15 protein-coding genes are annotated in these 19,937 nt (G+C 60.4%); 9 read left to right on the top strand and 6 right to left on the bottom strand.

Annotated features, from left to right (window positions below):
- Positions 1-33 precede the first annotated feature (33 nt).
- From I6L38_RS08595 to rnd, 4 genes are all read left to right on the top strand, one after another.
- A complete protein-coding gene (locus I6L38_RS08595) occupies positions 34-549 on the top strand; it encodes a Slp family lipoprotein (RefSeq protein WP_065017116.1) in 516 nt (171 codons plus the stop codon).
- A 9-nt stretch (positions 550-558) separates the two neighbouring features.
- Complete coding sequence (locus I6L38_RS08590) at positions 559-1,425, top strand: alpha/beta fold hydrolase (protein WP_201880616.1); 867 nt, start codon at positions 559-561, stop codon at positions 1,423-1,425.
- A 198-nt stretch (positions 1,426-1,623) separates the two neighbouring features.
- Positions 1,624-3,300: a long-chain-fatty-acid--CoA ligase FadD gene (fadD, locus tag I6L38_RS08585; RefSeq protein WP_010633942.1), complete on the top strand. Its 1,677-nt coding sequence runs from the start codon at positions 1,624-1,626 to the stop codon at positions 3,298-3,300.
- 96 nt (positions 3,301-3,396) lie between these two features.
- Positions 3,397-4,509: a ribonuclease D gene (rnd, locus tag I6L38_RS08580; RefSeq protein WP_181969393.1), complete on the top strand. Its 1,113-nt coding sequence runs from the start codon at positions 3,397-3,399 to the stop codon at positions 4,507-4,509.
- 41 nt (positions 4,510-4,550) lie between these two features.
- On the opposite strand, the gene I6L38_RS08575 is transcribed toward rnd, so the two are convergent.
- From I6L38_RS08575 to dusC, 3 genes are all read right to left on the bottom strand, one after another.
- Entirely contained in the window at positions 4,551-5,318 is a 768-nt protein-coding gene (locus tag I6L38_RS08575) for an ABC transporter substrate-binding protein (protein ID WP_043171371.1), read from the bottom strand.
- Positions 5,319-5,412: 94 nt separating this feature from the next.
- A complete protein-coding gene (locus tag I6L38_RS08570; RefSeq protein WP_043171370.1) occupies positions 5,413-5,781 on the bottom strand; it encodes an RNA polymerase-binding protein DksA in 369 nt (122 codons plus the stop codon).
- A gap of 97 nt (positions 5,782-5,878) precedes the next feature.
- Positions 5,879-6,823, bottom strand: a complete 945-nt coding sequence (gene dusC / locus I6L38_RS08565; RefSeq protein WP_201880613.1) for a tRNA dihydrouridine(16) synthase DusC — start codon at positions 6,821-6,823, stop codon at positions 5,879-5,881.
- A gap of 178 nt (positions 6,824-7,001) precedes the next feature.
- Between dusC and I6L38_RS08560 the strand changes: the two genes are divergently transcribed.
- From I6L38_RS08560 to I6L38_RS08545, 4 genes are all read left to right on the top strand, one after another.
- Positions 7,002-7,379, top strand: a complete 378-nt coding sequence (locus tag I6L38_RS08560) for a YbaN family protein (protein ID WP_043171367.1) — start codon at positions 7,002-7,004, stop codon at positions 7,377-7,379.
- Between the two features lie 131 nt (positions 7,380-7,510).
- On the top strand, positions 7,511-8,056 hold the full coding sequence (gene apt / locus I6L38_RS08555; protein ID WP_005301034.1) for an adenine phosphoribosyltransferase: 546 nt from the start codon (positions 7,511-7,513) through the stop codon (positions 8,054-8,056).
- Between the two features lie 184 nt (positions 8,057-8,240).
- Positions 8,241-10,787, top strand: coding sequence for a DNA polymerase III subunit gamma/tau (gene dnaX, locus I6L38_RS08550; protein ID WP_201880610.1), 2,547 nt, complete (start codon positions 8,241-8,243; stop codon positions 10,785-10,787).
- 113 nt (positions 10,788-10,900) lie between these two features.
- Complete coding sequence (locus I6L38_RS08545) at positions 10,901-11,230, top strand: YbaB/EbfC family nucleoid-associated protein (RefSeq protein ID WP_005301028.1); 330 nt, start codon at positions 10,901-10,903, stop codon at positions 11,228-11,230.
- 468 nt (positions 11,231-11,698) lie between these two features.
- On the opposite strand, the gene katG is transcribed toward I6L38_RS08545, so the two are convergent.
- The 3 genes from katG to I6L38_RS08530 all read right to left on the bottom strand — a co-directional run bounded on the left by katG (position 11,699) and on the right by I6L38_RS08530 (position 18,225).
- Positions 11,699-13,885: a catalase/peroxidase HPI gene (gene katG, locus I6L38_RS08540; protein WP_043171363.1), complete on the bottom strand. Its 2,187-nt coding sequence runs from the start codon at positions 13,883-13,885 to the stop codon at positions 11,699-11,701.
- A gap of 745 nt (positions 13,886-14,630) precedes the next feature.
- Entirely contained in the window at positions 14,631-16,319 is a 1,689-nt protein-coding gene (locus I6L38_RS08535) for a glycosyltransferase family 39 protein (protein WP_043171361.1), read from the bottom strand.
- Between the two features lie 583 nt (positions 16,320-16,902).
- On the bottom strand, positions 16,903-18,225 hold the full coding sequence (locus tag I6L38_RS08530) for a YjiH family protein (RefSeq protein WP_043171360.1): 1,323 nt from the start codon (positions 18,223-18,225) through the stop codon (positions 16,903-16,905).
- A 591-nt stretch (positions 18,226-18,816) separates the two neighbouring features.
- On the opposite strand from I6L38_RS08530, the gene I6L38_RS08525 reads away from it, so the two are divergent.
- Positions 18,817-19,887, top strand: a complete 1,071-nt coding sequence (locus I6L38_RS08525) for a transcriptional regulator (RefSeq protein WP_043171359.1) — start codon at positions 18,817-18,819, stop codon at positions 19,885-19,887.
- Positions 19,888-19,937 lie beyond the last annotated feature (50 nt).

Here is a 19,937-nt window from a genome sequence, read left to right as displayed (position 1 = left end):
AGGTCGGGCCCAGCCCGACCCAAGGAGAGTGACATGTTGAAGCGTGCAATGGTGATGGGGGCCGCCGGCCTTCTGCTCGGTGCCTGCAGCTCGGTCCCGCAAGAGCTGGCCTATGAGCCCGCCAACCAGCTGGTGGCCTACCAGCCGGCGCTTGCCGGCCTGGAAGGCAAGCCGGCCCGCTGGAGCGGCGTCATCTCGTCGGTACACAACAAGGCGGATCAGAGCGTCATCGAGGTGGTCTATCTGCCGCTCAAGTCCAACGGGGTGCCGGAGCAGACCGAACAGAGCCCGGGCCGTTTTCTGGCCATCATGCAGGGTTTTGTCGACCCGACCCTCTATGCCAAGGGGCGCAGCCTGACGGTGCTCGGCACCATAGCCCAGCCGGTGGACAGCCAGATTGGTGAGCATAAATACCGCTTCTCGGTGCTCAAGGTGACGGGCAGCAAGCTGTGGCCGCCGGTCAAGGAGGTGGAGATCCGCTACATGGATCCCTACTTCTACGACCCCTTCTATGATCCCTACTGGCCGAGACGGCCGCTGCGCCGCTAGGAGCTGGGCATGAACACCTTGCTGCAAGAGCGCTTCCTGACCCTGGCCGACGGCCGCCGGGTTGCCTTGCTCGAGAGCCCGCCGGCGCAGGGAGAGCAGGGGGACAAACCGCTGCTGCTTGCCCTGCATGGCTGGCTCGACAACAGCGCAAGCTTTGTGCCCCTGGCCCCCTTTCTGACTCACTTTCACCTCGTCTGTGTCGATCTGCCGGGGCACGGTCACTCGGATCACAAGAACACACCCTATGTCTTTGTCGACTGGCTGGACGATCTCTATCAGATCACCCAGGCCGCCGGCTGGTCGCGCTTTGTGCTGCTGGGCCACTCCCTCGGGGCGCTGATTGCCTCCGCCTATGCCGGGGTCTTCCCCGAGCAGGTGGAGCGGCTCATTCTGCTGGAGGGGCTCGGACCCCTCAGTCAGCCGGACGACGCCGTGCCGGAGCAGCTGCGCCGGGCCATCCTCAACCGCAGCAGAACCCGCGAGCGAGCCTCCCAGGGCTTTGCCTCCATCGACGAAGCGGTGGCGGCGCGCTGCAAGGTGGCGGACATCACCCCGAGTGCGGCACGCCTTATCTGCGAGCGGCAGTTGGAAGCCCGGGCAGGGCGCTGGCACTGGCGCAGCGATCCCCGTCTGCGGGATCTCTCCCCCATGCGCATGAGCGAGGGGCAGGCTCAGGCGCTGATCCGGGCCATCCGTTGCCCGGTGCTGTTTATCGCCGGCGCAGAGGGATTTGCCAGCCTGCAGGTACAGTGGGGAGAGCGTCATGCCGCCTTTACACGCATTGAACGTGTCGTTTTGGCGGGAAACCACCATTTTCATATGGAAAATTCGGCAGAGACCGCGGTTTGTATCGAAAAATTTTGTCAAATTCGGTAGAATCGGCGGCTTTCAATAATTCCAGGTTTGTCTTCCCCCTCACATTTTTCTGTTGTTAATTCGCTGTTAATTGATGTTGCCCTATGTAAATATGGGCGACATTAGAGTATGAGCTTAAAACAACTGCTTGAAATGGATGTGAACAGGGACGGAGGCAACACAGTGAGCGCACAGGTGCTAGTTATGCAGGAGAAGTTCGTGGAAAAAGTCTGGCTGAAGCGTTATCCAGAAGGGGTGCCCGCCGAGATCAATCCAGACCAATACAGCTCCCTGGTCGAGATGTTTGAAGAGTCGGTGAACGAGTTTGCCGACCAGCCTGCCTTCGTCAACATGGGGCAGACCATTACCTATCGTCGTCTCGAGGAGCAGTCCCGCGCCTTTGCCGCCTACCTGCAAAACGAGCTCAAGCTGAGCCAGGGTGACCGGGTCGCCGTGATGATGCCCAACCTGCTGCAGTATCCCATCGCCGTGTTCGGCATCCTGCGTGCCGGCATGATAGTGGTCAACGTCAACCCGCTCTACACCCCGCGCGAGCTGGAGCACCAGCTCAAGGACTCCGGCGCCAAGGCCATCGTCATCGTCTCCAACTTTGCCCACACCCTGGAAAAAGTGGTCTACGACACCCCGGTCAAGCACGTGATCTTGACCCGGATGGGGGACAACCTGGGGCTGGCCAAGGGGACCCTGGTCAACTTCGTGGTGAAATACGTCAAGAAGCTGGTGCCCAAGTACAATCTGCCCCACGCCAGCACCATGCGTCAGGCATTGGCCAAGGGGCGCTATCTGCAGTACATCAAGCCCGAGATCAACAACGACGATCTCGCCTTCCTGCAATACACCGGCGGCACCACCGGCCTCTCCAAGGGGGCCATGCTGACCCACCGCAACATGATCGCCAACGTGGAGCAGTGCCTCGGTGTCTATGGCCCTGTGCTGGAGCGGGGCAAGGAGTTCGTGGTCACCGCGCTGCCGCTCTACCACGTCTTCGCGCTGACCGTGAACTGCCTGCTGTTCATGCGTCTGGGTGGCTACAACCTGCTGATCAGCAACCCGCGCGACATCCCGGGCTTTGTCAAAGAGATCAAGAAGTACCCCTTCACCTGCATCACCGGGGTCAACACCCTGTTCAACGCGCTGGTCAACAATGGCGAGTTCCAGAGCATGCCGTTTGACAAGCTCAAGCTCACCATCGGCGGCGGCATGGCGGTGCAGCGGGCGGTGGCCGAGCAGTGGAAGGCGTTGACCGACACTCCGCTGCTGGAAGGTTACGGCCTGACCGAGTGTTCACCCCTGGTGAGCGTCTGCCCCTATGATCTGGTGGACTACAACGGTTCCATCGGCCTGCCGGTCTGCTCCACCGACATCCGGCTGGTGGATGACAACGGTCAGGTGATCCACGAACTCGGCAAACCGGGGGAGATGCAGGTACGCGGCCCGCAGGTGATGAGCGGTTACTGGCAGCGGCCGGAAGCCACCGCCGAGGTGATGCAGGATGGCTGGCTCTGTACCGGCGATATCGCGGTGTGCGACGAGCAGGGCTTCTTCAAGATCGTCGATCGCAAGAAAGACATGATCCTGGTCTCCGGTTTCAACGTCTATCCGAACGAGATCGAAGACGTGGTGGCGCTCCACCCGAAAGTGCTGGAAGTGGCCGCCGTCGGCGTGCCGCACAAGGTCTCTGGCGAGCTGGTGAAGATCTTCGTGGTGAAGAAAGATCCAAAGCTGCTGGAAGACGAGATTATTGCGCACTGCCGCAAACATCTGACTGCCTATAAGGTCCCGAAACTGGTAGAATTTCGTGACGAACTTCCCAAGACCAATGTGGGCAAGATCCTGCGCCGCGTGCTGCGCGACGAGGAGATTGCCAAGCAGTAACCGGCGTGGCGCTGCCAAGCAGCATGCCGTCGTTATGCAAAACCGTGGGTCAGCCCACGGTTTTTTCTTTTGGCCCTGATCAACGCGCAGGCACAGATGCATTATCAACTCATTTCACAGCAAGCCGAACTGGATCAGTATCTCGCCTCCCTGGCCGACGTTCCCCTGGCCATCGATACTGAATTCGTCCGCACCCGTACCTATTACCCCCAGCTGGGCCTGTTCCAGATCTATGACGGCCACCAGCTGGCACTGCTGGATCCCTTGACGCTGGATCTCTCCTCCCTCTGGCAGCGACTCGGTCGGGCAGGGCAGATCGCCATTTTGCACGCCTCCGGCGAAGATCTGGAGCTTATCCAGCATCAGGCGGGTCATCTGCCCAACCAGATGCACGACACCCAGCTGGCGGCAGCCTTTCTGGGCCACGGGGTCTCGGTGGGCTTCGGCGCCCTGGTCAACGAGTTTCTCGGCGTGACCCTGGAAAAGGATCAGGCGCGCACCGACTGGCTGGCGCGTCCGCTCACCCCCCGTCAGCTCGAATATGCGGCGGCCGACGTCTTCTATCTGCTGCCTCTCTACGACAAGGTGATGGCGGCGCTGCGTGAAAGCGGCAAGTTCGCCTGGTTCGAGCAGGAGTGCCAGAACCACTCCGCCCGCAAGACCCAGAGCAGCGATCCCCGTCAGGCCTATCTCGACATCGTCAACGCCTGGCAGTTGGGGCGCCGCGAGCTGGCGATACTGCGCGAGCTGGCCGCCTGGCGTCAGCAGGAGGCGGTGCGCCGGGATCTGGCCCTCAACTTCGTGGTCAAGGAGCTGCACCTGTTCAAGGTGGCGGAGCGCAAGCCCACCTCCCTGCGGGATCTCAACGAGCTGGGGCTGGCCCCCATCGAGATCAAGATCCACGGCAAGCGGATGCTGGACATCGTGGCCGCCGCTCAGCAGAGCGATCCTGCCGGCTGGCCCGAGCCCATTCGCCGGCTGGTGGATTACCCCCAATACAAGGCCGAGCTCAAGCGCATCAAGGGGATGGTGGAAGAGAAGGCCAAGGCCAGCAATATTCCGCCCGAACTGGTAGCCAGCAAGAAGATCATTCACCAGTACTTCACCTGGAGCTGGCGCATGAGCGACGAAGAGCGGGCCCGAGCCGACAAGCCCATGCTGCTGCAGGGCTGGCGCTTTGAGCTGGTTGGCCATCTGTTGGCCCAATGAGCGAGTACACAAGAGAACGGGCCCACTGGGCCCGTTTTTTTTCATTTGATGGGCGGCAACTGATAACGATAGCGGGCCAGGATCTGGGTGTATTCCGGGCTGGTGAGCAGCGCCTGGATGGCCTCGTCCAGCCGGTGCAGCTGGGCTGGCGTGGTGGTGCGCCGACTCAGCATCAGATGCACCGGTGTGCGCTGGATATTGAGCAGGGGGGTGAGGTCATCAAGCGGGATACCGGCCAGGCTTATCTCCTGCAGCCCCATGGGATCGATGACCACCCCCTGAATGCGGCCGGCCAGCAGCAGCTTGAGCAAGGGCTCCATCCGCAGGCGGGCCAGCAGCCGATCCTGCATCTGGGGCGATTGCATGAAGGTGCGAAAATCGGTGCCGTAATCAAAATCACGCATCATCCCTATGGTGAAATCCTGCCGTGGCAGCAGGTCCGAGAGCTGGGTGATCCCTTGCCAGCGCGCCCTGTCCTGACGGCGCACCAGCAGCACTGTCTCTTCGTTGCGATAGGGCAGGCTGAAGCGGGCGTACCGCTCGCGCTCGGCGGTCTGGTTGGCGGACATGGTGAGCTGGATGGTGCCGAACTCCAGCTCGCGCAGTACGCGGGCCCAGGGCATCTCGCTGTAGCTGGCGCTAAAGCCGGCCCGGCTGAAGATGGCTTGCAGCAGGTCGATGTCCAGCCCCTGTAGCTGCTGCTGTTCGTCGCGAAAGCTGAACGGGTGCCAGCTGGCCCAGCCCACCTGCAGTGACTCCTGCGCCCAGGCGGCGGTGCACAAACACCATAACAACAAGACTCTGTACACGGAGCTATCCCTGTTCAGCGTGGTTGTTGTTGATTATTGAATAGAAATGTCGGGCTGACCAGCCCGGGGGAAAGGATGCACGAAGGTGCATCCCTCAGAGCTCGTGGGCGTGGAATCCCTTGCGATAGCGGGCTTCGCAGCGCGGGCAACGTTGCAGGGTCGGGTCCTGCTCCAGCGATTCGATGGCCAGCGGCTCCTCGCAGTCGGAGCAGAGGCCATAGAGGCCCAGATCCATCTGGCAAAGCGCCGCATCGATCCGCTTGAGCCGGGCCACGCTCTGCTCCACCTTGGGCAAGTCGAGGCGGCTGGTGAGATCGACCAGCTGATCCCGCTCGCAGTGATCCACCTGCTCCGCCCACTCGTCACGCCGACAGGCTTTGAGCTGACAGATCAGCTCTTCTCTTACTTGCGCCCAGTCAGTCAGCAGGCGATCACGCCACACGGCCAACTGAGCTTGCGTCATTTCACACACACTAGCCCCCAACGGACGAATAACAAATTGTGGGCAGTATAGGGAAGCGACAGGATTATCAAGATGATATGCGTCAAGTAAAGAACGGTTAGATCACAGTTTTCGCGGCCTGCAGCAGGGCGTCCCGAATGGGATGGGTCTCCTTGAGTACCCGGATTTCCTGAAACAGCTGGTCTGCCTCGGGATACTCCCGCTTGAGGTAGCTGAACCATTGCTTGATGCGACTCGGGTAGTAGTCGGCCTTCTCGCTCGTTAGGTCCTGTTCGGTGTAGTTCACCATCAACTGCAGCACCTCGGCCCAGCTCATGTGGGCACAGCCGCTCTTCATCACGTTGGCCAGGTTGGGCAACGAGATGGCGCCGCGGCCCACCATCAGGGCATCGCAGCCGGACACTTGGGCGCAGGCGAGGGCATCGGCATGGTTCCAGATCTCGCCGTTGGCGGTGACCGGGATGGGCAGGGCACGGCGAATGGCGTCCACATACTCCCAGTGAGCCGGCGCCTTGTAGCCTTCGCGCTTGGTGCGGGCGTGCACGGCCAGCTCGTTGGCCCCGGCCTGATGAACCGCCTGGGCGTTCTCCAGATAGAGATCCTTGTCATCGTAGCCGAGGCGGATCTTGGCGCTCACCGGCAGATGGGCCGGCACCGCTTCGCGCACTGCCTTGACGATGCGATAGATGGTCTCGGGCTCCTTGAGCAGCACGGCCCCTCCCTTGCTCTTGTTGACCGTGGGGGCGGGGCAGCCAAAGTTGAGATCGACGCCGGGGGAGCCAAGCTCGATGGCCCGCAGCGCGTTTTCGGCCAGCCATTCTGGGTGTTGGCCCAGCAGCTGTACCCGCACCGGCGTGCCGGCCCGGGTCTTGCCGTCCTGCTTGAGCTCGGGACAGAGGCGATGGAACACCTTGGCCGGCAGCAGCTGATCGACCACCCGGATGAATTCGCTGACACAGAGGTCGTAGTCGTTGACGGAGGTGAGCACCTCCCGCATCAAGTGATCCAGTACCCCCTGCATGGGGGCCAAAATAACGCGCATAACCGGTTCCGCAGGGCAAACAGAGAAAAAAGAGCGCAGATTGTAGTGGCAATGGCCGGGATTGTCAGCCGTTTGCCCACTCGATGAACCCAATCGACGGCCACCGCCTGGGCCAGGCTGTCAGCTTCCAGGCCAACTCTGTTAGGCTAAAGGCAGAGATACATTCAGAGGAGTACCCATGAAACGCTGGTGTCTGATGGCCCTGGGCTGGCTTGCCTTCGCCACCGGGATAGTCGGGATAGGCCTGCCCCTGCTGCCGACCACCCCCTTCATGCTGCTGGCGGCGGCGCTGTTTGCCCGCTCGTCTCCCCGCTTTCATCGCTGGCTGCTAAGCCATCCTTGGTTCGGGCCTCCCATTGCTGACTGGCAGCAGTATCGCGGCATTCGCCGCCATGCCAGGCGGCGCGCTATTTTCTTTATTCTGCTCTCCTTCTCGGTGTCGCTGGCGGTGGTGCCCCTGCTGTGGGTCAGGCTGCTGCTCATTGCCATAATGGTGATCCTGCTCACCTGGTTAATGCGGCTGCCGGTGCTGGAGCCAGTTGCAATGGAGAAGTGAAGTCCCTAAGCTATTGCGGCAATAATGCTATGGAGTCGGCCCGTCATTTTTGCGTGACGGGCCTTTTTATTTCCCGCTGGCGGGAAGCTGAGAGAAACGACCATCTGCGTCGAAAAACAAACGGTCAAACCATGAATCCGGAAACCCTGAAATTTATCGAAGCGAGCATCAAGACCATTCCCGACTATCCGAAGCCGGGCATTCTGTTTCGCGACATCACCAGCCTGATCGAGAATGCCGAGGCCTTCAAGGCCACCATTGATCTGCTGGCCAATCACTATCGTGATCAAGGGATCACCAAGATTGTCGGTACCGAAGCGCGCGGCTTCATCTTCGGCGCGCCGGTAGCCTTCGCCATGGGTCTGGGCTTCGTGCCGGTTCGCAAGCCGGGCAAGCTGCCCCGCGCCGTCATCGAGGAGTCCTACGCCCTCGAATATGGCACCGACACCCTGCAACTGCACACCGACGCCATCGTGCCCGGTGACAAGGTGCTGGTGGTAGACGATCTGCTGGCTACCGGCGGCACCGTCGATGCCACCGTCAAGCTGATCCGCCGCGCTGGCGGTGAAGTGGCCGATGCCGCCTTCATCATCTCCCTGCCGTCGCTGGGTGGTGATGCCCGCCTGACCGCCGCCGGCGTCAAGGTGGTCTCCCTGGTCGAACTGCCGGGCGAATAAGCCGCCAGTCCGATCACGCAGACGGGCCTCGTCAGTCCGTTGCCTGCGTCCAAACCGGTGCCCGAGCGGGCATCGGTTTGAAATTCAAGCGATCCCTCCCGCCTCGGCCGATAGCCGATACAGCCCGCCCCGCATTTGTGTTAGCATCCAGCCTCAATGCCTTGTCATCCCTGCATCGAGATCTATGAGCTATCAGGTTCTGGCGCGTAAATGGCGCCCCCATACGTTTGAACAAGTGGTAGGCCAGCATCATGTGCTGACCGCCTTGACCAACGCCCTGGATCAGGGACGGCTGCATCACGCCTATCTGCTGAGCGGTACTCGCGGAGTCGGCAAGACCACCATCGCGCGCATCCTGGCCAAGAGTCTCAACTGCGAGCAGGGGATCAGCAGTCATCCGTGCGGCGTGTGCGACACCTGCCGCGAGATCGATCAGGGCAACTTCGTCGATCTGCTGGAGATAGACGCGGCGTCGCGCACCAAGGTGGAAGATACCCGCGAGCTGCTCGACAACGTCCAGTACCGACCGGCCCGTGGCCGTTTCAAGGTCTATCTCATCGACGAAGTGCACATGTTGTCGCGCCACAGCTTCAACGCGCTGCTGAAAACCCTGGAAGAGCCGCCCCCCTATGTGAAGTTCCTGCTGGCCACCACGGATCCACAGAAGCTGCCCATCACCATTTTGTCGCGCTGCCTGCAGTTTCATCTGAAGAGCCTGGATCAGACCCAGATCGCCAAGCAGCTTGAATGGGTGCTGGATCAGGAGGGACAACCCTTCGAGCCGCGCGCATTGCTGGCCCTGGCCAAGGCGGCAGACGGTAGCATGCGCGATGCCCTGAGCCTGACCGATCAGGCGCTGGCCCACGGCAATGGCAGCGTGCGCACCGACAGCGTGCTGGCCATGCTGGGGACCCTGGATCACCGCCATCTGCATCAACTGCTGGAAGCTGTGCTGCGCCAGGATGCACCCGCCACCATGGCCAAGATCACCGAGATAGCGACCCTGGGGCCCGACTTTGATCAGCTCCATGCCGAGCTGGAAGGGCTGCTCCATCGCATCGCCATGGCGCAGCTGTTGCCCGCCACCGTGCAGGAGCAGGGGGCGGATGCCGATGCCCTGCTGCAACTGGCCCAGGCCATGAGCCCGGAAGAGGTGCAGCTCTGCTATCAGATCGTGCTGGGTGGCCGCAAGGATCTGCCCTGGGCCCCCGATGGCCGCACCGCACTGGAGATGACCTGCCTGCGGATGCTGGCCTTCTCGCCCCGGCGCGAGGTGTTGCACCCCGCCAGCCTGACGGCGCTGCCTCCGGCACTCGGTGGCCTGCCCGCCGCCGGTGCGAGGAGCCCAGCCCCCGCCTTGGGAAAGCCCGAGGGGGTTGAGCCACCCCTGGCCACCGGCATGATGCCGCAGGCTCCGTCAGCCGACGCCGCGATTTCGCCTGCGCCGGTTACTTCTTCTGCACCAGCCGAACACCAAGGGACGCAGGAGGCCGGACAGGCCGCCCAGCCTCACTCACAGTTGGCTGACATGGCGGAGCCGGAAGGCGGCGCCGCGCTGGATCCGCTCTTTGCCGAGCAGGCGGAGTTGCTGCGTGAAGCCGAGCAGATGGGCTATGAGGCTGCGCCCGAACCTATTGCGCCCACGGCTCAGCCTGCCGCAGCCGAGCCCGCGTCCTCCGTACAAGGCGCCGTACCAACGAATGTGGCTGACGAAGTGGCTGACAGCGGGGAGGGGAGTGTCTCTTCAACGGTGGCCAGCATGCAGAGCCTGCTGGGCAAGCGCAATCTGCTGCGAAGCCGCCTGCGCGGCGAGCCGAGCGGCAGTGCGGCGCCAGCCCGGGCGACACCGGTCAAGCCGATGGCGACCGCCAAACCGGCACCGGTGGCACCGGCTGCGGCCATGCCGCCCTCGGCGCCCCACTCCCCGAGTGCCCCCCGGGTGCAGGCACCTGCCCAGGCGGTCCAGTCAGGTTACGATGAGTTGCCGCCGCTCGATGCCTATGAAGAGAGCGGCAGCGACTACGAAGAGTATTTGAATCAGGGTTTCAACGATGCGTTCGCCAGTGCCCCCTTGCCGGAGCGAACCACCCAGGTGATGCAGCCAGCGCCTGCCGCGCGTCCCCAGGCGGATGATCTGCCGCCCTGGGATCTGGATGGCAGTGCCGGCCGGCAGACGGTTGCTGCACCGAGTGCCCCGGCCACCGTTGCAACGCCCCCTGAGGAGACCATCAGCGAGCCAGCCGCCTCGGTCATGGAAACCATCGACTGGAACGAGCTGGAGAGCGACAACCAGCCGCAGGGGAGTGAGGAGGCGGCCAGATTGATCCCCTCTTCGCTGCTGGCCAATTGCGGCGACCATTGGGCCGAACTGATTGCCCGCACCGGTGTGGGCGGCCGCCTGCGCCAGCTGGCCATCAATTCGGTGATGGAGCAGCAGGGCGACAAGGTGCTGCTGACTCTCAAACCCGAGCAGCGCCATCTGGTGAGCGACAGGGCGCGCGCCGATCTGGCCGAGATCATCGGCCCCGAACTGGGGCTTGCGGTACAGGTGAACGTCACCCTGGGCGTGGTGCCCGAGCGGGAAACCCCGCTCGAGATTGAGCACCGCCTCTACCTCGGGGTGCGGGAGCAGGTCACCCGGGATCTGGAGCAGGATCCCAACGTGCAATTCTTGCAACAGCGGTTTGGCGCCATGCTGCACCACGACAGCATAGAGCCGCTGAGCAACTGATCACACCATCCGGGCCTGGTGCCCGGTTGAAAAACGGTTTGGCCGTCCCCACTTAGGACGGGTAAACCCACGGCCCGGCGCTGGATGCCGGATTTCAAGACGAGAGACGACATATGTTTGGTAAAGGTGGAATGGGGAACCTGATGAAACAGGCCCAACAGATGCAAGAGCGCATGCAGAAGATGCAAGAGCAGCTTGCCCAGATGGAAGTAGTCGGTGAAGCCGGCGCTGGCATGGTCAAGGTCACCATGGCCGGCAGCCACAGTGTGCGTCGCATCGAAATCGACCCGAGCCTGATGGAAGATGACAAAGAGATGCTGGAAGATCTGGTGGCTGCGGCCGTCAACGATGCCGTGCGTCGCGTCGAAGAGCAGAACAAGGCCAAGATGGGCGAGCTGACCGGCGGCATGCAACTGCCTCCCGGCTTCAAGATGCCCTTTTAAGGACTCATTTCCAGTCGCAGCAATAGGCTGCGCGTGATGGTCTGCCCGTCGGTCGTGATGGGGCACTTGCCCCGACTTCCCGGTCAACTCTCTCCGGTAACGCTGGAGCGTCGTTGCCGACCCATGGGCCAGGATGGGGCAGGTGATTTCCTCCCGTTGTCAGCCAGTGGCTTGTGCAGCGATTCAAATGCCTTCACCATCCGGATGCATCGCGAGTAGTCATGACGCAGCTGACACTTTCCCCGTGTCAGCTGCGTTTTTATGAGTAGGGGTCCACGTCTGTCACGTCGCGCACCACATCGAATCGGTGCAAGGCCTGTATTCTCTGCTTGTATCCCTTCCGCCCCCTCTTGCTTCACTTGCCTGTACCTCGTTCGTGAGGGGGCTGATGCACCGCCGCTGGCGGCGCGTGCCGACAAAAAAGAACGCCAGCCTCGCGGCTGGCGTTATTTCTACGGACCTGGCGGATTATTTCAGGTCAAAGCGGTCGTTGTTCATCACCTTGACCCAGGCCTTGACGAAGTCGCGCACGAACTTCTCCTTGCCATCTTGCTGGGCATAGACCTCGGCGTAGGCACGCAGCACCGAGTTGGAGCCAAACACCAGGTCAACCCGGGTGGCGGTCCACTTCACTGCGCCGCTCTGACGATCCACGATCTGGTAGCTGTTGCGGCCAGTCGGCTGCCAGCTATAGGCCATGTCGGTCAGGTTGACGAAGAAGTCGTTGCTGAGCACCCCGACCCGGTCGGTAAAGACGCCATGGGCCGAGCCGCCATAGTTGGTGCCAAGCACCCGCATACCGCCGACCAGCACTGTCATCTCGCGGGCGGTGAGCCCCAGCAGCTGGGCGCGGTCGAGCAGCATCTCTTCCGGCTGCACCTTGTAGTGTCCCTTCTGCCAGTTGCGGAAACCATCGTGCACCGGCTCCAGGAAGGCAAACGACTCGGCATCGGTCTGATCGGCACTGGCATCGCCGCGGCCCGGTGCAAAGGGGACGACGATATCAACGCCGGCCAGCTTGGCCGCCTGCTCTACCGCTGCGCTGCCGCCCAGCACAATCAGGTCGGCGATGCTGACCGGCTTGTTCAGGGTGGCTTGCAGGGCAGTCAGGGCGTTGAGCACCTTCTCGAGGCGAGTCGGTTCGTTGCCTTCCCACTCCTTCATCGGCGCAAGACGAATACGAGCACCGTTGGCTCCGCCGCGATAATCGGAGCCGCGGAAGGTGCGGGCACTGTCCCAGGCGGTGGCGATCAAATCGGCTGGCGCCACGCCGCAGGCCAGCAGCTTGCCCTTGAGCTCGCTCACCTCCTGCTCGGAGAGCTGGTAATTCACCGCCGGCACCGGATCCTGCCACACCATGACTTCGCTCGGCACTTCTGGCCCCAGGTAGCGGCTGCGCGGCCCCATGTCACGGTGGGTCAGCTTGAACCAGGCGCGGGCAAAGGCGTCGGAGAAGAGGTCTTGATCCGCTGCGAAGCGCTCGGAGATCTCCCGGTAGACGGGGTCAAAGCGCAGTGCCATGTCTGCGTCCGTCATGATGGGGTTGCAGCGCAGGGAGGGGTCTTCCACGTCCACCGGGCGATCTTCCTCCTTGATGGCAACGGGCTCCCACTGCCAGGCGCCGGCCGGGCTCTTCTTGAGCCACCAGTCATGACCCAGCAGCATCTTGAAGTAGCCGTTGTCCCAGCGAGTCGGATTGCTGGTCCAGGCGCCCTCGATCCCGCTGGTGACCGTATCGCGACCGATGCCGCGGCTCTCGTGGTTGATCCAGCCAAGCCCCTGTTCATGCACATCCGCCCCTTCTGGGGCGGGCCCCAATTTGACAGCGCTGCCGTTACCGTGGGCCTTGCCGACGGTGTGGCCACCTGCGGTGAGGGCGACGGTCTCTTCGTCATTCATCCCCATGCGGGCAAAGGTGACGCGCATGTCGTGGGCGGTTTTCAAGGGATCAGGGTTGCCATCCACCCCTTCCGGGTTGACGTAAATAAGCCCCATCATCACCGCGGCCAGCGGGTTCTCCAAATCCCGTTCACCACTGTAACGGCTCCCTTCACTGCCGCTCGGCGCCAGCCACTCCTTCTCGGAGCCCCAGTAGACATCTTTTTCCGGATGCCAGATGTCCTCGCGGCCACCGGCAAAACCGAAGGTCTTGAGCCCCATGGATTCATAAGCGACGTTGCCGGCCAGGATCATCAGGTCGGCCCAGGAGATCTTGTTGCCGTATTTCTGTTTGATGGGCCACAGCAGGCGGCGCGCCTTGTCGAGGTTGCCGTTGTCTGGCCAGCTGTTGAGGGGGGCGAAGCGCTGGTTGCCGGTGTTGGCACCGCCACGGCCGTCGGTGGCACGATAGCTGCCTGCGGAGTGCCAGGCCATGCGGATCATCAGGCCGCCGTAGTGGCCCCAGTCGGCCGGCCACCAGGGCTGACTGTCGGTCATCAGAGCATGCAGATCGGCCTTGAGGGCATCGTAATCGAGGCTGCTGAAGGCATCAGCATAATTGAAAGACTCATCCATCGGATTGGTCTTGCGGTCATGTTGGTGCAGGATGTCGAGGTTGAGGGCATTGGGCCACCAAACTTGAGGCTCCTGGCCGGCGGAAGTATTGGCTCCGTGTGCAAAAGGGCACTGACCGGCCCCATGAGTGTGTTTGTCCATTCACTATGTCCTCTTATTAACGTTATGACGGTGAAACAGTGCTCTTCGTTCCTAAGATCAATCTAACTCTGAAATAGCGTTACTGAACATAAGGTTAAAACTCTGACATTCATCGGCAATGACGATTGAAGATCAGCTTTCATACGACAATTTCTGCTCGAACAACCCGTGATCTCCTTGCACACGAGAGCACCGGCGTACAGACATGCGCGCCATCTCTGGCTGCCTGTCAGTATGATCAAATCGTGGAGACATAGATGATAGTTGAGCGTCGAACCGGCGCCTTGCCTCAGCCTGGCCATGGATGAGTGGGGGAAGAGTCTGCGCCTTATCGCAGGCCATCTGATCACGACTCTTTATTGCATGCTCAATGTCTATAGCGTGAACCGAGGGCGCCTGATTGAATCGAATTGATGGCGGTGGGAGCTCTTCATTAAAAAGCCGGTCATGTTGATAGTCCGGGCAAGCAATCATGGCCGGGTTTTCGGCTGCGACTCTTATTTGAAGGACATTGGCAAGGGAATATCGTGCAGGCGCGTCATGTTGACAGGCGTTGAACACTGATAAGCGCGTAAAAAGTAAAGAAGCCAGGAGTGCGACAGTCCTGGCTTCTTTGCTTTATGCGGCCTGATCTGGTGATGCAGGAGCAGGCTGTTCAGCCGGCGTTGGCAAATTGACTGGCCACCTTGAGCCAGCGTCTATCTCAATGGCCTTTCTCCGATGGGGTCTATCCCCGTGCAATTCATCAATGGTCGCAGCGCCCCTTGACCCAGTAGATGGCGCGGGCATCTCTGTCCACTCTGGGGTGCCCCGTGGCCAGCAACCGGTAGGTATGCCCGGCCAGCAAGCTGGCCAACTGGAAGTTCTTGTCGTCCTGATTGATGAGCAGGCTGGTGAAGATGGGGTCACGGCAAGTCAAGATGTCATGAAGCCGCGCCGTGTCGACGTTTTTGATCTGCCAGTCGCCGTACACCGAAAAGAGTCCCCGCTCGGTTTCACCAAAGTTCCAGCCGGCAATCCGGGCACGCTGCTCGATGGGGATCTTCAGCAAGAAACGCTCCGTATCGCCTTTCATCGCTTTGGCGGCATCAATGGCGGGGTAGGCCAGGGTAAATGCCAGCAAGAACATGATGCCGGATGCACTGGCCAGCAGGGTGGCTCCCTCAATTTCACGCCAGCGCCATAACTGTTCAGCCGCGAAAATAAGCAATACCGCCGCCAGCACATGACGCCAGCCGAGGGTGCTGATGACGCCAAGGGTCTGGTCGGGGATCTCCACCGGCAACAGCGGCAGGTAGAAAGGGGCCATGAGCAGGGCCAAAGCGAACAGGAACATGAACAGAGTCCAGCCACGGCCATAGCCATTCAGCCAGCGAGGCCAGCTGAGGCTCAGTTGCCCGATCATCAGGGCAAAGACCGGCATCAGCGGAAAGAGGTAGAGGGTCCGCTTGGTGGAGGCCACGCTGAGCAGCAGCAGGGTGCCCACTGTCCAGATGAGCAGGAACAGGCGGGAGACGCTCCACTGTTTCTGCCTGATGGTTTGCCAGCCCCAATAGAGCACGAGGGGCAGCCAGGGCAGGGTGTATTCTGCGATTCCTACAAGGTAGAAGAAGTATTCGCCGGACTTGATGTGGCCCAGTTCGGCAGAGCTGCCTGTCAACCTGCCCACCTGATTTTGCCAGAACCACTGTTGCCAGAGTGCGTCTCCCTCGGGATGCTGCCACAGGGTCAGCAGCCATCCTGCAATGGGCATGACGAACAACAGGCTCATGCCGAGGTGCTGCATCACGAAACGGCCTCCCTCATTAGCGGCAAGATGACGCCTGAATGCCGGGATGAACAGTGCCAGCCAGCCAAAGAAGAGGGTGATGGGGCCGATGGGCCCCTTGACCAGAAAACAGAGGGAGAGACCGAACCCTGCGAACCAGAGCATCCGTGATCGACCACCCAGGTACCATTCGGCGAAAGCCCACATGGTGAAGGCGACGAAAAAGGCGAGGCTGGTGTCTACCCGGATCCAGTGGCTGTTCATGATGAAGCCCTCCATGGTTCCCAGTGCAATGACCGACCAGAGCGCCGCAGTGCCTGAACCCAATACCCGCTTGGCCAGCAGGCCGGTGAACAGCAGTGTGCCCAGGGCCCAGAGGGCCCCCACCAGGCGCAACGTCACCGTAATGCCCAAGGTATCGTGCAGCAGGGCCAGCAAGGGGATGGCAAGAATGTAATAGAGCGGGGGTTTTTCGATAAAGCTGCTGCCGGCCAGGGTCGGGATGGCCAGCTCACGGCTGTTGAACATCTCCCAGGCGATGGCGGCTTCGCGAGGTTCGTCTGGCGTCCATAGCTGGTGGCCAAACTGACCCATCAGCACGATGACGAAGACCATGATAAGCAAGGCACCGAGATGAGTCTCGACTGCGGGTCTAGTGGGCAGCATGGGACCCTCCTGACCGCATGAATTGCGGTTGCCTGTCGACCCTGTCGAAAAATGCATGGCGATGATGTGTCATGACAATATCCATATTTAATCTGTGTCACCAAAAATAAGAGATCGGCAGTCAACTGTAGTATCACAGCCATGGGGGAATGATAATGAGGAAGTTGTTACCAAATATTGCCTGTAAAAATAAAAATGGGGTACTGCTGTTCTGCTGTCAGGTTGGTTCGTCAACCTAAAAGACGGCTGCATTGAGGCCTGCTGCGGGGCTGACGTAGCTGTCACCGTGAGCTCGCGGGCGACATGACAGGCCTGATTCAAGACTTGCCTTGGTCACGCTCGCCATATTTTTTTAAATGGATTTCTATTGTTTATAAATTTTTCAAGCGGCCATCATGTGCCTGACCCATTGTTGTTCATTATTGGTGATGCTCAGACGGTATCAATTTGATGATCGTGAATGGGCTGGCCATGTATTATTTTCAGTGTTGGATAGGGGGTCGATAAATTAAATAAACAGGGAGGCTTGCCTCCCTGTTTAGTGTTTCAGCCAACGTACTGATGCGCGATCCTCTTCGAGTCTTCACGCCAGCCAGCCGAGTGCAATGGCAAGGCGACCGCAAAGCGCAGCCAGCACAATACCAAGTAGGGTACGCAGCAGCCAGATCACCACCAGTTGTCCCACACTCACCGGGATCCGGGTGGCTAGGATGCAGGGGATGGAGGCCGAGAAAAAGAGCACCGAGCTGACCGAGACCACGGCCGCGACATAGCGCACCAGCAAATCTGCATCCTTGAGCAGGATGGCCGGCAGGAACATCTCCGCCAGACCGGCCGAGAGCGCTTTGGCGGTAGCCAGCGGCTCTCCCAGATCGAGCAGCCAGGTGAGCGGCCAGAGCAGCCAGCCAATCAGATCGAACAGGGGGGTGTGCTGGGCCAGCAGCAGGCCCAGCAAGCCGACCGACAGTATGGTCGGCACCACGGCGGCAGCCATGTGAAGACCGTCCCTGAGGTTGTCCCGCAGTTGGCTCAGCAAGGGTTCGGCCTGGCTGGATTGGGTGAGCCCGGCAGCCATGGCCGCTTGCCAGCGGCGTTGGCCGGCAGGCAAGGGTTCGTCGGTGTCGCCTTCATGAGCCATGGTGGCGATGGGAGGCACGCGCGCCAGGATGGCGGTGATGATGAAGGTGATGATCAGGGTGGACCAGAAGTAGAAATTCCACTGCGCCATCAGGCCAAGGGTCTTGGCCACGATGATCATGAAGGCGGCCGACACGGTAGAGAAGCCGGTGGCGATGATGACGGCTTCGCGCACCGTGTACTTGCCTGTCAGGAAAACCCGGTTGGTAATGAGCAGACCCACCGAGTAGCTGCCGACGAACGAGGCCACGGCATCAATGGCGGAGTGGCCTGGCGTGCGCCAGAGGGGGCGCATCACGGGCTGCATCAATACGCCGATAAGCTCCAGCAGACCGAAGCCGAGCAAAAAGGTGAGGGCCATGGCGCCGATGGGCACGATGAGGCCCACCGACATGGCCAGCTTGTCGAACAGAAAAGGCAGTCGATCCGGGGTCATCAACCAGTTCGGCCCTATCCCGGTGACATAGATCAAGGCCACACCCAGCCCCAGCAGCTTGAACAGGCTCAATAGCCTGTCGATGGGGCGCGCACGCCAGCGGCCATCGAGCAAGGGCATCACGGCACCATACCCGATCAGCAACAGGATGAGGCCGGTCGCCAGGGGGCGTTGGGTCATCACCAGGCCGGCCAGATGATCCACCACTATGGTGCTGCGCCCCCCCAGCTCGACCGGAATGAAGAAGATGGCGATGCCCAGCAGGCTGGTCAGCAGCAGCTTGATGCCTGCGCCTGGCTTCATGGGGGTTAACAGTAGGTTGTCCGATTCCATACCTGCTCCTTGCGGTGGGTGTCAGTCCGTGTGTTGGGTTGTTATTTGTATATACATTAAATGTTTCAGGAGTGAATTAAACACAAAATTAACTAAAATGAAACACCTTGAGCGGCGACGACAGCGCGTAAGCGATGAGGTTGGCGGCAAAGGGAGTCGGTTGGATTTGAGAAATGATCAGGGGCGCAGGGAGCGGTCGGGCAGGGGGCCTGCATGGCCGAGGGCGAGAGGTGGCAGGCGCTTAGGCGAGGAGAGGCCCAAAATAACCAGGTCTGTGGAGTGACATAGTCGCGTTGATTGGCACCCCTGGGCAACTTGTCGCAGCAAATGGCACGAGAGGGCTGCTTTGTTGCACCATTGTCGCGTCGGCGGAGCCTGTTGTTTGCCACAGACAAGTACAACATCAGCGACAAAAATCATAAAAAACATTAACTTGGATTTAAGATTTTCGCTTTCGAGCGCTCTTATGTCGTTTCATCATTACTATTTATGGATCAGTTATAAAACCTTTGTTCATTTGACTACTTTTCGCGTTTCTCATTGCAGAGTAAGATGCCACTTCAATAAAAATAAGAAATTAGGAGTTCGGGTGTGAAGGCATTAGTAAAAGAAAGGGTATCGCCCTATATAAGCCAGTTATATGAGTGCGGTATTAATGATTCTGACATTAAGTTGGTGGTGGATCAGTTCCGCTCCGACGTGTCAGGCAGCTCGTCGCTGTTCTTGTTGCGGGATGACGACAAGAGCGACGGCATCAAGCTCTTTTCCAGTGGTTTGACCGAAGCCCAGCAGCAGTTCTATGTCCAGCACCATCGCCAGGATGTGTGGTTCAATCACTATCTGGACAAGGGCTGCCAGGGGATCGTCAGTGCCAAGAGCCTCTCCAATTCGGCGGGTTTGCTGGCCAGTTTCGGCGCCCAGTTTGCGGCCGGCGGTGTCTGCCGGGTGAAGGGGCGGGGGCTGAGCAGCCTGTCCACCTATCGTGCGGCGACGCAGGATGATTTCAGCGCGCAGGAAATTTCTTCCCTTGGCGAAGTTTATTCTGGCCTGGCGGCCTGGAGCCAACATTATTGGAACTTGCTGGCCCTGGAAACCCAGAACTATCAGCTGCAACAGCTGGTAAAAAACCATAATAAACCCAGCGCCATCGTCGATGACAAAGGGCATATCCATTATTCCAACGTGGCCTTCAATCGTATTGCCGACGAGAACGTGGAACTGCGAGCGGGCAATGGTATTTTCTCGCTGCAAAATAAGGAGCAGCAGCGCCAGTTCAAAGAGATATTGAATGGCTTCGCCTATCTGCTGCCCGGCGCCAGCGCCTATATGTCCATTCCTCGTCAGCCCAATCTGCGGCCGTTGCTGATCCAGTGCACCCTGATGAGCGGTCTCAATCGCTTCGAACGGTATGTGGAGGTGGTGCTGCGGGATCCCGAACACTCCTTCAACCCCGACATTGAAGCGCTGGCCAGCCTCTATCCGCTCACCATCGGCGAGAAAGAGCTGCTGGTGCTGATGAGCAAGGGCTACAGCAGCAACGACATCGCCGAGTTGCGTGGCGTCAAGGTGGAAACCGTGCGCTCGACCCTGAAAGGGGTGTTCAAGAAGACCGACTGCCACAGCCAGAACGAGCTGCTGCTGTTGCTGCAATCCATCTCCTGATCCATGCGAGCTATGCTTGGAGTGAGCCGGACATAGTGCCCGGCTCGCGC

The sequence above is a fragment of the Aeromonas sp. FDAARGOS 1408 genome, from assembly GCF_019048665.1.
GTDB classification, from domain to species: Bacteria; Pseudomonadota; Gammaproteobacteria; order Enterobacterales; family Aeromonadaceae; genus Aeromonas; species Aeromonas dhakensis.
This window is presented reverse-complemented; position numbering and strand designations above follow the sequence as displayed.

Coding starts and splice junctions, on each gene's coding strand:
- I6L38_RS08595 (WP_065017116.1), top strand. CDS start 34: ATGTTGAAGCGTGCAATGGTGATGGGGGCCGCCGGCCTTCTGCTCGGT.
- I6L38_RS08590 (WP_201880616.1), top strand. CDS start 559: ATGAACACCTTGCTGCAAGAGCGCTTCCTGACCCTGGCCGACGGCCGC.
- rnd (WP_181969393.1), top strand. CDS start 3,397: ATGCATTATCAACTCATTTCACAGCAAGCCGAACTGGATCAGTATCTC.
- I6L38_RS08570 (WP_043171370.1), bottom strand. CDS start 5,781: ATGACGCAAGCTCAGTTGGCCGTGTGGCGTGATCGCCTGCTGACTGAC.
- dusC (WP_201880613.1), bottom strand. CDS start 6,823: ATGCGCGTTATTTTGGCCCCCATGCAGGGGGTACTGGATCACTTGATG.
- I6L38_RS08560 (WP_043171367.1), top strand. CDS start 7,002: ATGAAACGCTGGTGTCTGATGGCCCTGGGCTGGCTTGCCTTCGCCACC.
- apt (WP_005301034.1), top strand. CDS start 7,511: ATGAATCCGGAAACCCTGAAATTTATCGAAGCGAGCATCAAGACCATT.
- dnaX (WP_201880610.1), top strand. CDS start 8,241: ATGAGCTATCAGGTTCTGGCGCGTAAATGGCGCCCCCATACGTTTGAA.
- I6L38_RS08545 (WP_005301028.1), top strand. CDS start 10,901: ATGTTTGGTAAAGGTGGAATGGGGAACCTGATGAAACAGGCCCAACAG.
- katG (WP_043171363.1), bottom strand. CDS start 13,885: ATGGACAAACACACTCATGGGGCCGGTCAGTGCCCTTTTGCACACGGA.
- I6L38_RS08535 (WP_043171361.1), bottom strand. CDS start 16,319: ATGCTGCCCACTAGACCCGCAGTCGAGACTCATCTCGGTGCCTTGCTT.
- I6L38_RS08530 (WP_043171360.1), bottom strand. CDS start 18,225: ATGGAATCGGACAACCTACTGTTAACCCCCATGAAGCCAGGCGCAGGC.